9 protein-coding genes are annotated in these 13,921 nt (G+C 73.6%); 7 read left to right on the top strand and 2 right to left on the bottom strand.

Going from position 1 to position 13,921, the window contains the following annotated elements; translation table 11 throughout:
* The 5 genes from HCJ92_RS15840 to HCJ92_RS15820 all read left to right on the top strand — a co-directional run.
* The coding region (locus HCJ92_RS15840; protein ID WP_167934244.1) for a prepilin peptidase at window positions 1–631 on the top strand (631 nt) is incomplete at its 5' end.
* 166 nt (window positions 632–797) lie between these two features.
* Complete coding sequence (locus HCJ92_RS15835; protein WP_167934243.1) at window positions 798–1,565, top strand: isoprenyl transferase; 768 nt, start codon at window positions 798–800, stop codon at window positions 1,563–1,565.
* Between the two features lie 657 nt (window positions 1,566–2,222).
* On the top strand, window positions 2,223–3,527 hold the full coding sequence (locus HCJ92_RS15830; protein ID WP_209311183.1) for a PhoH family protein: 1,305 nt from the start codon (window positions 2,223–2,225) through the stop codon (window positions 3,525–3,527).
* A 902-nt stretch (window positions 3,528–4,429) separates the two neighbouring features.
* Window positions 4,430–5,173: an aggregation-promoting factor C-terminal-like domain-containing protein gene (locus HCJ92_RS15825; RefSeq protein ID WP_476718360.1), complete on the top strand. Its 744-nt coding sequence runs from the start codon at window positions 4,430–4,432 to the stop codon at window positions 5,171–5,173.
* Window positions 5,174–5,502: 329 nt separating this feature from the next.
* Window positions 5,503–7,116: an AI-2E family transporter gene (locus HCJ92_RS15820; RefSeq protein ID WP_167934240.1), complete on the top strand. Its 1,614-nt coding sequence runs from the start codon at window positions 5,503–5,505 to the stop codon at window positions 7,114–7,116.
* 115 nt (window positions 7,117–7,231) lie between these two features.
* Here the strand turns inward: HCJ92_RS15820 and HCJ92_RS15815 are convergent, their stop codons facing one another.
* Complete coding sequence (locus HCJ92_RS15815) at window positions 7,232–9,043, bottom strand: alpha/beta hydrolase (RefSeq protein WP_167934239.1); 1,812 nt, start codon at window positions 9,041–9,043, stop codon at window positions 7,232–7,234.
* 304 nt (window positions 9,044–9,347) lie between these two features.
* Between HCJ92_RS15815 and HCJ92_RS15810 the strand changes: the two genes are divergently transcribed.
* Window positions 9,348–10,808: a catalase gene (locus tag HCJ92_RS15810; RefSeq protein ID WP_167934238.1), complete on the top strand. Its 1,461-nt coding sequence runs from the start codon at window positions 9,348–9,350 to the stop codon at window positions 10,806–10,808.
* Window positions 10,809–10,924: 116 nt separating this feature from the next.
* On the opposite strand, the gene HCJ92_RS15805 is transcribed toward HCJ92_RS15810, so the two are convergent.
* Complete coding sequence (locus HCJ92_RS15805; protein ID WP_167934237.1) at window positions 10,925–12,703, bottom strand: hypothetical protein; 1,779 nt, start codon at window positions 12,701–12,703, stop codon at window positions 10,925–10,927.
* A 118-nt stretch (window positions 12,704–12,821) separates the two neighbouring features.
* Between HCJ92_RS15805 and HCJ92_RS15800 the strand changes: the two genes are divergently transcribed.
* The coding region (locus tag HCJ92_RS15800) for a serine/threonine-protein kinase (RefSeq protein ID WP_167934236.1) at window positions 12,822–13,921 on the top strand (1,100 nt) is incomplete at its 3' end.

The raw sequence follows: 13,921 nt of genomic DNA, 5'->3' as shown, positions 1-13,921 counted from the left end.
CCTCTCCGCCGGGGGCGGCGCCGCGCCCGCGCCCGCCGAAGAAAAGGCCCGGCCCGCCCCGGGCGACGCCCCCGCCGCCACGCGCGGAGCGCCGGGGCGGCTGCCGCTCGCATTCGTCACGGCGGCCTGCTGCGTGCTGCTTGCCGTCGTCCTCGGCGCCGACCCCGCGCTCGCGGTCTGGCTGCTGCTGGTGCCCGGGATGGTCGCGGTCACCGCCGTGGATCTGGCGGTGCTGCGGCTGCCGGACGTGCTGACCTACCCGATGGCGCTCCTCGCCGCGGGCGGGCTCGGTCTCTGCACGCTGCTCGGCGGTGCCGCCGGAGGCAGTTGGCCCCGGGCGCTGCTCGCCGGTGTCGTGCTCTGCGGTGCACTGCTGGTTCTGGCCCTGATCAACCCGCGGGGCATGGGGCTGGGGGACGTGAAGCTGTCGCTCGCGCTCGGCGTCGTTCTCGGCTGGTACGGCTGGGGGGCGCTGGTGCTGGGGGTCTTCGCCGGCTTCCTGCTGGCCTCCGTGTACGCGCTCCATCTCGTGGCGCTGCGCGGCGCCGGCCGCGGCACGGCCTTCTCCATGGGGCCGTTCCTCGCTGCCGGCACGCTGGTCGGCGTCGTCCTCGCCGGACTCGCCGGGTGATTCCCGCCGAGTACACGGGCCCACCGGAGGAGTATGGGTTACGGTGGGAACCCCCCCCTCGGGCCGGTCCGTATCCCCCCCCCACGGACCGGCCCGCTTTCTGTTCGGGACGCCCTCCGGCCCCGTGTACGCTGGCGCGGTGCGGCAAGAGGGGCGAACACACGCTATGAAGAACAAGCTGCGCCAGCTGGCGGTCAAGCTGTACGCGCGGCGGGTGGAGGGGCACCTCGATCCCGAGCAGGTCCCCAAGCACATCGGCGTCATCCTCGACGGCAACCGGCGCTGGGCGAAGGCGGCCGGCAACACCACCCGCGAGGGGCACCAGGCGGGCGCCGCGAAGATCCGGGAGCTGCTGTCCTGGTGCGAAGAGACAGAGGTGAAGGTCGTCACCCTCTGGTTGCTCTCCACCGACAACCTGGACCGGCCCGAGGATGAGCTCGGCCCGCTGCTGACCATCGTCGAGGGTGCCGTGCGCGACCTCGCCGAGGACGGTCGCTGGCGGGTCCACCACGTGGGCGCCATCGAAGGGCTCCCCGAGCGCACCCAGCAGGTACTCCGTGACGCGGAGCGGATCGCGGGGGACCGCGACGGGATACTGGTCAACGTCGCCGTCGGCTACGGCGGGCGGCAGGAGATCACCGACGCCGTCCGCTCGCTGCTGGCGAAGCGGGCGGCGGACGGCGACACCCTGGAGCGAGTCGCGGGCACCCTCCGACTGGAGGACATCGCCGAGCACCTCTACACCCGGGGCCAGCCCGACCCCGACCTGGTGATCCGCACCAGTGGTGAGCAGCGGCTCTCCGGCTTCATGCTGTGGCAGAGCGCCCACTCCGAGTACCACTTCTGCGACGTCTACTGGCCCGCGTTCCGCCGGGTCGACTTTCTCCGGGCGATGCGTGACTTCGCCGCCCGGCACCGGCGCTTCGGCCACTGAGTCACGGTCCGTGTCGGGGTCCCGGATCCGGGACCCCCCCCCCCCCCCCCACGACTGCCCGCCGGGGCGTGATCCCCCCCCGGCCCGCCCCGCGGATGCCGACCCGGTGGAGCGGCCGACCGGCCGACCCCGTCCGCCCCCGCGTACATCGGCCGCACGCCGACCCGCGCATGCCGACCCGCGCACGCCGGGCCTCGCGCAACGGCCCGCGCGCCTCGCCGACCGTGCACCACGCGACCTCCGGCACCGGGACCCGCCGCCGGACCGCCCCCCGTCTGTCGCCGCCCGGCCGGCGTCCCCCTCCGCCCCATCAGCACCAGGGAACACCGGGCGCACGGCACCGGAACGGAAGCGGAACGCCGGTCGGCGAGGTTCCGCCTTACGGGTCAGCCGGGTGATCCGAGGTATGACCCGACGAGCGGGAGGGCATATTGACGGCGGGTCGGAGCCCGGACCCGGCCCGCCGGGAGGCCCGTTTGCGCAGCATCACGGAGTTCGCTGAGGGCCGGAGTGCGGCCCGCCCGCGGCGAGGTCCCTCCGGCACCACCCCCGACGCGCCGGACCGTCCGGTCCCAGGGCGCGCCGCGGCTCCCAACCTCATCCGAGGGGGTTTGTCCACACGTGGTGACGACCAAGAAGCGCCCCGACGACCGGCGCATGTACGTCCTTGACACCAGTGTTCTGCTCGCGGACCCGTCCGCGATCACCCGCTTCGAAGAGCACGAGGTGGTCCTGCCCGTCGTCGTCATCTCCGAGCTGGAGGCCAAGCGGCACCACCCCGAGCTGGGGTACTTCGCCCGGCAGGTGCTGCGGCGCCTCGACGAATTCCGGGTGACCCACGGCCGGCTCGACGAGCCGCTGCCGCTCGGCGAGCTGGGCGGCACGCTCCGGGTCGAGCTGAACCACTCCGATCCGACCGTGCTCCCGCCCGCCATGCGCGGCAGGGACGGCGGGCTCCCGGACAACGACACCCGCATCCTCGCGGTCGCGCGGAACCTCCAGGCCGAGGGCCACGACGTCACCGTCGTCTCCAAGGACCTGCCGCTGCGCATCAAGGCGTCGTCCATCGGCCTCCAGGCCGAGGAGTACCGGGCCGAGCTGGCCGTGACCGACTCGGGCTGGACCGGCATGGCCGAGATCGACCTCGGGGGCGAGGCGGTGGACGAACTGTTCGCCGCCGAGGCGGTCCGCGACCCGGTCGCCGAGGGGCTCCCCGTCCACACCGGGCTGGTGATCTCCTCCGAACGGGGGAGTGCGCTGGGCAGGGTGGCGCCGGACGGCCGCGTACGGCTGGTGCGGGGCGACCGCGAGGCGTTCGGCCTCCACGGTCGCAGCGCCGAGCAGCGCATCGCGCTGGACCTGCTGCTCGACCCCGAGGTCGGCATCGTCTCGATGGGAGGCCGGGCGGGCACCGGAAAGTCCGCGCTGGCGCTGTGCGCCGGACTGGAGGCGGTGCTCGAACGCCGCCAGCACCGCAAGGTGATGGTCTTCCGCCCGCTGTACGCCGTGGGCGGGCAGGATCTCGGCTACCTGCCGGGGACCGAGTCCGAGAAGATGAACCCCTGGGCGCAGGCGGTGTTCGACACCCTGGGCGCCGTCACCTCCGGGAACGTCATCGAGGAGATCGTCGCCCGCGGCATGCTGGAGGTGCTGCCGCTGACGCACATCCGGGGGCGCTCCCTCCACGACGCGTTCGTCATCGTCGACGAGGCGCAGTCGCTGGAGCGCAACGTCCTGCTGACCGTGTTGTCGCGGATCGGTCAGGGGTCGCGCGTGGTGCTCACCCACGACGTGGCGCAGCGGGACAACCTGCGGGTCGGCCGGCATGACGGAGTGGTCGCCGTGGTGGAGAAGCTCAAGGGGCACCCGCTGTTCGCGCACGTGACGCTGAACCGGTCGGAGCGGTCGCCGATCGCGGCGCTCGTCACCGAGATGCTGGAGGAGGGGCGGCTGCCGGACTGAGTCAAGGCCCGGCGCGTGAGCGGCCCGACCCTCGGGCCGCTCACCCCGCGGCCCGGGCGTCCGGCTCTCCCTGCTGGCGGCCCGCGGCGCCGTCACCGACGCCGCGGGCCGGCGCCGGTACGGGGGAATCGACGGGCCGACGGGTGCCGCCGGTGTGTCGGTCCGACCACGTGGGCCGAGGAGGCCACGTGGACCGCCGCTGATCCGCCGCGGCCTCAGTGGCGGACCGCGAAGCCGGCCGCGCCGCGCGAGCCGTCCCCGCTCCGCCCGGCGGAGCGGTCGCGCGCACCTACCCGCCGGCGATCGCACGCCTGTCGCACGCCGGTGGTCACCGCCGATGCCCGCCCGCCGCGGTGCGAGCGGCGCCCACCACCGCGAACCGTCGTGCGCGCTCGTCGGTTCGCGCCCTGCGTCGGCGGGCGAGGTCTCGACCGCGCCGACGGCGGCCCCGTGCGGGCCGGTTGACGGGCGGGCCGCCCAAGTCACCGGATCGGGTGGGTAATCGGAATCCTCCGCATTTCGGGCGAGAGCGCGGGGTAGAGTAGCGTGCCGCTCCGCGCGTGTGTCGGTCTCCAGCGAAGCCACAGGCCAAACGCCCTGTGACCTTTCCCACAGCGCGTTGAATTGCCAGCGGCCTCGGATCTCCGGCAGGGTGTGCAGCTGTCAGGTCCCGCACACGGCACCGCCGTTCACCCTCGGGTGGTCGGCAGCAGTAGCTCTCCCACAACTGAACAGCCACTCGCCGTGTGCCGCCCGAGTACCACGCGGGCTCCCTTGCGAAGATGCGGGGGTGTCCGCCGGGCCAGTGTCTTCCGTGACCGTGCTTACGGTGGAGACCCGCGTCAGGGGCACGATTGTGCCCGTGGGGGTCACCCGGACGGGCGATGGTGGAAGGAAACCGTGTGAGCCGGATTTCGGTCCGGGGATTCGCAGTGGCGTCTGCTACCGCGGTCACGACCGTCGGTGCTGCCGTCGGCGTTGCCTCCGGTGAGGACAGCACGGCGAACGACCTGGAGGTCGTCGCCGCTGATGCTTCGCTACTCGTTGACATTCCCGCTGCCGGGGACGCCCAGCTGCACACCGCCTCGCTGAGCCTCCAGGCCGAGTCGCAGGACCACGTCGCGGAGTCCCTGACGCGCCAGTCCGCCGAGGAGACCGCCCGCAAGGCGGCTGCCGAGAAGGCGTCGGCGAAGAAGGAAGCCGCCGAGAAGGAAGCCGCTGAGAAGGCGGCGGCCGAGAAGGCGGCTGCCGAGGAGCAGGCGGCCAAGGAGAAGGCAGAGCGCGAGGCGCAGGAGCTGTCCGCGAGCCGCAGCACAGCGCGCTCCGACATCAGCCCTCCGGTGCAGTCGAGCTACACCAAGGCCGAGGTCCAGGCCATGGCGCAGCAGATCGTCGGCGGCGGCCAGTACCAGTGCTTCTCCTCGATCGTCACGCGCGAGAGCGAGTGGAACCACACGGCCACCAACCCCAGCTCGGGTGCCTACGGTCTGATGCAGGCGCTGCCCGGCACCAAGATGGCCTCCGCCGGTGCCGACTGGCGAACCAACCCCGCCACGCAGATCAAGTGGGGTCTCAACTACATGAACGAGCGGTACGGGAGCCCGTGCGGCGCTTGGGAGTTCTGGCAGGCCAACCACTGGTACTGACCCCGGTGTGAGGCGGCCCCCTCCCGGGCGGCCTCCGGCCACGGTCCTCCACGGCGGTGGGGCGGCGACGCGAAGGCGTTGCTGCCCCACCGCCGTTGCGTTGCCGGCGCGTCCCGCCGTCACCGTCCGCAGCACGGCGCCCGGCCCGCGTCCCGGCCCCTCGCCCCGGATGCTCGCCCCCCCCGCTCGATTTCTTCACCGACCCGCCCGTGTCCTTCCATCGGGTTACCTGCGACACCCACCCGGCCGCACGGTAACGTCGGGCGGCGCGGGCCGCGCGCGGTGGGCCCGGCGCCCCGGCGCGGAAACTCAGGGGGAAGAGGACGACGATGGCAGCACGACTTCAGCGGCTGCGGGCCCAGGTCTCGCGGGTGCGCTCGCGGGTCTCGGCATACCGCCAGGCGGCCGAGGAGGAGGTGGCGCGCCGAGAGCGGGAGCACGAGCGGCGGGTGGTGGGCGACGACGAGCCCTCGCTCCACCACGGATCTCCCGACGGGGACGCTCCCGCGCGGGCCCGCCTCGCGCAGTCGGTCTCGGTGTCGGCGCGTTCCCCGCTGGCGGCCGGGGAGACGGCACCGCGGCGCCCCGGCGACGACCGGGCGGCGGTGGAACCGGCCGCCGGAGACGGCGGTGACGGCGGACGGGGTGGCCCCGGTGGGGCGAGGCCCGGCCCGCCGCCCCCCGCGGAGGCGCTGCCGTGGGGTCTGCGGGTGGCGAGCGAGGTCTGCTGGCGCCTGCTGGTCATGGCGGCCGTCGTCTGGGTGCTCATCCAGGTGGTCGGCGCGATCAGCCTCCTGGTGATCTCCTTCGCGGCGGGTCTGCTGGTCACCGCGCTGCTCCAGCCGTTCACCGGACGCCTCAAGCAGATCGGTCTGGGGCGCGGCGCCGCCACCGCCGTCACCTCGTTCACCGGCTTCGGTGTGATCGGCCTGGTCGGCTGGTTCGTGGTGTGGCAGGTGATGGAAAACATCGACAACCTGGTCGAGAGCGTCACCGACGGCATCAACGAGCTGCGCGACTGGGCGGTGGACGGTCCGTTCGCCGTCTCCGAGGACGACCTGACGGAGATGGTCGACAACGTCAACCGCTGGTTGAGCGACCACAGCGCCGAACTGACCTCAGCCGGCCTGGAGGGTGCGAACTACCTGTTCCGCTTCCTCAGCGGCGCCGGTGTCGCGCTCTTCGTGGTGCTGTTCCTGCTCTACGACGGCCGGAACATCTGGTACTGGTGCCTGAAGTTCCTGCCGGCCTCGGCCCGTCCGGGTGTCGCCGGAGCGGGGCCGAGGGCGTGGATCACGCTGACCGGCTACGTGCGCGGCACGGTCCTGGTCGCCGCGATCGACGCCGTCGGTATCGGTCTCGGCCTGTACTTCCTGAACGTCCCGATGGCGGTTCCGCTGGCCGTCATCGTCTTCCTCTTCGCGTTCATCCCGATCGTCGGTGCCTTCGTCTCCGGCGCGCTGGCGGTGGTGGTCGCGTTCGTGACGGACGGCCCGATCACCGCGTTGCTGGTGGTCGCGCTGGTCCTGGTGGTGCAGCAGATCGAGGGCCAGATCCTCCAACCGCTGATCCTGGGACGGCTGGTGCGGGTGCACCCGCTGGGTGTGGTGCTCGCGGTGACCGCCGGTACCCTCCTCGCCGGTATCCCGGGCGCGGTCGTCGCGGTGCCGCTGGTCGCGGTGCTCAACACCGTGGTCGGCTATCTGCGGGCCTACCACCGGGAGGCGGAGATGCGGGCCGATCCCCGGACCAGCGGCGCCACGGTCGCCGCGCTGGCGCCGACCCCGCCGCCCTACACGATGGAGAAGGACGAGGCGCCCTCCTCGGGAGGCACCTCGGACCGTCCGCCGCACGAGGCGGACGGCGGTGATCCCCCGACCGGCGGCCCCGGTGGGGCCTCGCCCGACGATCCCCCGGGCCGGCGGCCCGACGACAGGGCCTGAACCACCGCGGCCCCGGGCGGGCCGCGGTGGTGCTCCCGCGAGGGCGGTCGGGCCGGACACCCGCCACCGAAGTCGGACGACGACGGCGGTGCGGTGATCGCGCCGCCGTCGCGCGTCACTCGGGCTTGCCGGTGAAACCGGACCGGGGCGGGTGCCGCAGCTCCAGCAGCGCCTTCAGCCGACCGGTATCGGTCGCACGCCACTCCTGCGGGGGGATGATCGCCTCCCAGGCGTCCACCGGGTTCGAACCGTAGCGGTGACCGTGCGGTGCGGGCGCTCCGTAGGAGACCGCCATGTCGACGGTCGTCTGCCAGAAGGTCACCAGGGCGAACCAGTCGATGGCCTCCGTGACGTCCGGGCCCAGTGGCTCGCGCAGCCACTCGGGGCGCTGGAACATCAGGCTCGGCGACCACCAGACGACCGGGTCCGAGGCGTTCTGGAGGTACACGACCCGCGGGTACTCCCAGGTGGCGTCCCCGATCAGCAGGTCGGTCCCGGGGAACTGCGCGAAGCGCACGTGCTCCCCGTCGTCGTAGACCGGCCGCCAGACGGGGCTCGCGGGGTCGCGGCCCTCGGTGACGTCGCGGTGGATCGGGCTGCCGTCCGGCGGGCCGACCAGCAGTGCGCCGTCGGTGCGCGCCAGCATGTCGTCCACGTCGTCGAAGGCCGCCTCGACCGCCTGGGCGCCCATGGACTCTCCGAAGACCACCAGCTCGGGCCGGGTCTCCTCCGGTTCGCGCTCCCAGCGCTCGTGGACGGCGTCGACCAGGGCGCGGGTCGCCCTCCCGGCCTCCTCCCGGTCCACGACGAACGAGGCCCAGCTCGGCAGGTAGGAGTACTGCATCGTCACGACCGCGGTGTCCCCGCCGTGCATGAACTCCAGCGCCTCCACCGTGGTGGGGTTGATCCAGCCGGTGCCGGTGGTCCCGGCGACGGCGAGCACCGACCGGTCGAAGGCACCGGTCCGTTCCAGCTCGCGCACCGCGAGCCGGGCACCGGCCTCGTAGCCGTCGTAGGCGGCGCGTCCCACGTACACCCGCACCGGTGTCTGCGCCGGTCGGCCGTTGAACCGGCCGATCTCCTCTCCCGAGAGGGCGCCGCCGGTGAAGGAGCGGCCCTTGTTGCCCAACTGCTCCCAGCTCACCAGGGAGTCCGGGCTCCCGGAGAGCAGCGGCGAGAACGGGCGCAGCACACCCTCGTCGGTGGAGCGGTCCTTGGCCGCCGCGACGCGGTCGGCGACGGAGAGGACCCCGCGTTCGAAGACGACGTCGCGGGTGCCGAAGACGACGACGATGCTGCTGAGCGACAGGGCGAGGCCGACCGCGACCGGCCAGGGCACGAACCGGTGCAGCAGCCGGGTCAGCACACGGGTGCCCAGCCGCACCGACCGCGCGATGACGACGAGCAGCGCGGCGACGCCCAGCGACATCAGCGCGATCATCATCGAGTGCCAGGTGAGGGTGGGCGGCAGCGCCTGGAGGCGCCGCAGCTCCCGCTGCATGTCGGCGCTCTGCGAGAGCAGCAGGATCACCAGCGGTGGCGTGATCACGTATAGCGACAGCCAGGAGCGGGCCCGGACCCCGGGCGGGGGCCGCCAGGCGAACACCAGTCGGAACAGCCCGCTGAGCGTCGCGCCGATGCCGTAGCCGATGGCGGCGGTGATGCCGCCGATGACGCCTTGGAAGTACCAGGGGCGGGGGACCAGCGAGGGGGTCAGCGACAGCCAGAAGAAGAACATCGCCAGCAGGCAGGCGGTGAGGTCGGGCCAGCGGCGCACCACCAGCGCGGGCAGCTCCGGGTCCCAGTAGGGGCGGGCCGCGAAGGCGGCACCGTGGCGCCTGACGGCGACCCACGGGTCCGGCCGCCCGGCCGTCCGGGGCTCCCCGGGCCGGGGCACGGGGGCTGTGCTCCCGGCGCTGTTCGGCATCTGCTGGCTCCGACCCGTTCTCGTGTCGCGGTTGAGTTGTCCGGCCCCTCCCGGGGACCCGATGGCCTCGGCCGGGGGCCGGAGCACGCCCGGGACTCTGGGTGAGGGGCTGCCCTGTGGTCTATCACGCCGTGGAAGGGGACGCGGTCGTATCGGCCGACGTTGCCCGCCCCCGTTGGTCCTGCGGTGTCCCTTTGCCGCCCGGATGGCGCCGCCACCGGCGGCAGCGGTTGCCCGTCGCCGGGAGCGGCGGTCTGCTGGGGAGGCGGCCCGGCGCACCCCGCCCCGAACGTGAGGACCTCCCATGTCGCACCACGGCACCTTCGACCACACGACCACCAACGCGGGCATCCCGGTGGAGAGCGACGAGCACTCGCTCACCGTCTCGGCCGACGGCCCGATCCTCATGCAGGACGCCTACCTGATCGAGAAGATGGCCCAGTTCAACCGGGAGCGGGTGCCGGAACGCGTCGTCCACGCCAAGGGCGGCGGCGCCTACGGCACGTTCGAGGTGACGGCCGACGTCAGCGACTTCACCAAGGCGGACCTGTTCCAGCCGGGGCGACGCACCGAGATGCTCGCGCGGTTCTCGACCGTGGCGGGGGAGCAGGGCAGCCCCGACACCTGGCGGGACCCGCGCGGCTTCGCGCTGAAGTTCTACACGGCACAGGGCAACTACGACCTGGTGGGCAACAACACCCCGGTGTTCTTCGTGCGGGACCCGCTGAAGTTCCAGGACTTCATCCGCTCCCAGAAGCGGCGCCCCGACAGCGGGCTGCGCGACCACGACATGCAGTGGGACTTCTGGACGCTCTCCCCGGAGAGCGCGCACATGGTGACCTGGCTGATGGGGGACCGGGGCATCCCCCGCAACTGGCGCCACATGAACGGCTACGGCTCGCACACCTACCTCTGGGTGAACGGCGGTGGCGAGAAGTTCTGGGTGAAGTACCACGTCAAGACCGACCAGGGCATCGAGTACCTCACCCAGGAGGAGGCCGACCGGCTGGCCGGCGAGAACGCGGACGCCCACCGGCAGGACCTCTTCGAGGCCATCGCCCGGCGCGAGGCGCCCACCTGGACGATGTACGTGCAGGTGATGCCGTTCGACGACGCCCCGGACTACCGGTTCAACCCGTTCGACCTCACCAAGGTGTGGCCGCACGGCGACTACCCGCTGATCGAGGTGGGCCGGATGCGGCTGGACCGCAACCCGGAGGACTTCTTCGTGCACATCGAGCAGTCCGCCTTCGAACCCTCCAACCTGGTCCCGGGGATCGGCCCCTCGCCGGACAAGATGCTGCTGGGGCGGCTGTTCTCCTACCCCGACACCCACCGCTACCGGATCGGCCCCAACTACACGCAGCTGCCGCCGAACCGCCCGCACTCGCCGGTGCGTTCCTACAGCAAGGACGGGCCCATGCGGTACGAGCCGGCCCGCACCGGCGCGGTGTACGCGCCGAACTCCTACGGCGGGCCGGCGGCCGACACCGCCCGCTTCGGCGAGCCGGCGGGATGGCACGCGGCGGGTGAGATGGTGCGGCAGGCGTACACCCCCCGTGCCCAGGACGACGACTTCGGCCAGGCAGGAACGATGGTGCGGGAGGTCCTCGACGACGCGCAGCGGGGCCGGCTGGTGGGGAACATCGCCGGACACCTGGGCGACGGCGTCAGCCGTCCGGTGCTGGAGCGGGCGCTGCGCTACTGGCGCAACGTCGACAAGGACCTGGGCGACCGCGTCGCCACCGCCGTCAACGGCGGCTGACCGGTCCTCGCCGTTCCGGCCGGGCGTCGCGGTGACCCGCGACCCCGGACCGGACGGCCGGACCCGGCCCGCCCGGCCCGCGTGAACCGGCCGGGAGGAACGGCCCGGAGGTCCGTTCAGGATGGCCGGGAGAGCTTCCGCGTCACGACGGTGAGCGCCTCGCCGCGCCGGAGCGCCCGGCCCAGGCTCCGCCGGACGACGGTCGCCTCCGTGCGGGTGCGGGCACCGGCATGGGCCTCACGGAGGCGCTCGTACTCGCTCAGCAGCTGCCCCACCGGCCTGGCGACGGGATGGCCCCCGGTGTCCGGCAGGTGACGCAGCAGCCGCTCCAGCCGGGCCAGCTCCCGCGCGTTCCTGCCCCGCTGCTCCGCCGATCTGTCCATCTCCGCGCTCAGCTTCTCCGCCGACATCGCCTCCGCCTCACGCCGGTTGGCGGCCACCGCCAGCGCGCGCACCGCGAGGCGCGGGCGGCCCCGCGGCATGAGCGCGGCGGACATCAGCGGCAGCAGCAGGCCCGCGGTCGCGATGGCCAGCCCGACCCAGACCCCGACCGGCACCGCCGAGGCGTCGCCGCCCCCCGGGCCGGGCGCACCGGGAGATCCCGGCGCGGCTGCCTCGTCGGTGTCGGGAGCCGCCGGCACCTCCGTGCCGAGCTGGGCCAGCAGCTGGGACAGGCCCGTCTCCAGGAAGGGGTCCCCGCTGTGACGCGCCCGATCCGCCGCCCGCGCAAACTCCTCGTCGCCGGTGGTCTGCACCTGGTCGACGCGCAGGTACTCCATGTCGGCCAGGAGCAGCGCGAGGGGCGCGTCCCCGCCCTCCGACACGGGCCCGACCACGTCGACGTCCTCGTCGATCCGGTCCTCGCCCAGCTGCGCGGCGAGCGCGGCGCGCGGCAGCACGGCGACCCGGGCGCCCGCCCCGCCGAGCGCCTCGGCGAACACCGCCTGCCGCTCCCGGCCGGTCACCCCGTCCCCGGCCGCCGGGTGGACGTAGAGGGGGGAGTCCGCGAGGCCGTCCCGGGTCAGACCCAGCAGGTCCGGTCCCAGCGCGGCGGCCAGCTGGGACAGCCGCTGCGGCACCGCCTCCGGCGCGACGGTGGGGATGCCGATGCCGCCGACCAGTCCCTCCAGGGTTCCCACCGACGGCAGGTCCCGGCCCGACCCCATGACCACCGAGAACTCGCTCGTCTCCCACTGCATCAGCAGCATTGCGCCGTCGGCGGGGAGTCCGGACGCCATCCTCGTCGCCGCTGAGTCCGAAGGGCCGCCGACGCCGGAGACGAGCGCGACCCGCAGCTCCGGGATGCCGTCGAAGACATCGGCGAGCAGCTCCTCCGTCAGCTCGGGGAAGGTGTCGGTGACCGCCGGGTCCACCAGGTAGCGCTCCTCGCCGGAGGCGTCCGGCAGCTGCGACGAGAGGTCGCCGTCGAGCGTGTCCACCAGCGTCAGCAGCGGGTTGCCGTTGTTGATGCCGGCGCGGGCGACCGACTCGGTGCGGATGTCGTCCACCGTGGCGGAGGTGCCGCTGATCGCCCAGCCCTGGGCGGAGTCCCGGTGGTCGCTGAGCGGGTCGTCCCACTCGGTGAGCACCGCGTACACCCCGGGCTCACCGACGAGCGAGGCGAGTCGCGAGGCGAGCGACGCGGCGTCGTCGTTCTCCTCCGTGAGCAGCGCCATCCGGAAAGGGGTCCCGGCCCGCGCGTAGCGCGCCTGCAGCAGCGCGACCATGTTCTCGTCGAGGCCCTGGTAGTCGTCGTCGGCCCACACACCGGGCTCGGCCAGCGCGTCCGCGGCGTCCGCGAGCTGCCCCTCGGCGCGGGCGGTCGGGACCGTCAGGAGCCCCAGCACCAGTGTGGCCGCCAGCGTTCCCGCCGTCCGGCGCAGCCCTCCGCGCATCCCCTAACCCCCGACGACCTCGTGCTCAGCTGGTGTGCTCAGCGGCTGATAGTCCTGTGCGATCCTAAGCCTCCGTGCCGACCGCGGGGCGGCGCCGGGGAGACATGACGGGGGACGCATGGCAGCCGGAGAGGTGTTGCACGACCGCTACCGCCTGGTCCGCAAGCTCGGCGAGGGCGGCATGGGCCAGGTCTGGCAGGCCCACGACGAGCGGCTGCGGCGGGACGTCGCCATCAAGGCCGCGACGGACGGTGAGGACCCCGGACTGCGTCGTCGCCTGGAGCGCGAGGCCATGGCCATCGCCCGGCTGGCACACCCGCACATCGTCACGGTCCACGACTTCTTCACCGACGACTTCCAGGGCACCTCCGCCGTACTGCTGGTCATGGAACTGGTGCCCGGACGATCCCTGGCCGAGGAACTGCGCGCCGAGGTGCCGCCGGTGCCGCGCGCCCTGGAGTGGGCGGCGCAGATCGCCGACGGGCTCGCCGCCGCCCACGACCCCGAGGTCGGCATCGTCCACCGCGACCTCAAACCCGGCAACGTCATGCTGACCCGCGACAACCGGGTCAAGCTGCTGGACTTCGGCGTCGCCCGCTTCGCCGAGGCGGTGAGCGTGCGCCAGCGCAGCGCGCTGACCGCCACCGGCATGGTGGTGGGGACCCCCGCCTACATGGCGCCCGAGCAGTGCACCACCGGCGAGGTCGACGCCCGCACCGACCTGTACGCCCTCGGCTGCGTGCTCTTCGCCCTGCTCACCGGGCGCACCGTGTTCCCGCCCGGCGCCACGATGATGCAGCTGATGTACCAGCAGGTGCACCAGGGGCCGGAGCCCCCGGGCACGCTGCGCCCCGAGGTGCCCGGGGCGGTGGACGACCTGGTGCTGCGGCTGCTCGCCAAGAGCCCGGAGGACCGGCCGGGCAGCGCCGCTGAGGTGCGGGACCTGTTGCGCGTGCTCGCCGCGGGCGCCGCCGCCACGGACCGGTCCGGCGGGGCGTCCTCGCGCGGAGCGTTCCCCGGCGACCCGTCCGCGGCGGTTGCGGCCGAGGCGGTCTCGATCCCGGCCACGTTCGAGGACCGGGTCCCGACCGCGTTCCGTGACTCCGCGGAGCCCGTCCCGACCGCTCCGCCCGCCGGTCCCGGGTCGGCCACGGGCGACGGCGTGCCGACGGGCCTCCACCCGCCGCCCGCGCAGTACGACGCACCGCGGGCCGGCGC

Source organism: Streptomyces spiramenti (assembly GCF_012034385.1).
Taxonomy (GTDB): Bacteria; Actinomycetota; Actinomycetes; order Streptomycetales; family Streptomycetaceae; genus Streptomyces; species Streptomyces spiramenti.
This window is presented reverse-complemented; position numbering and strand designations above follow the sequence as displayed.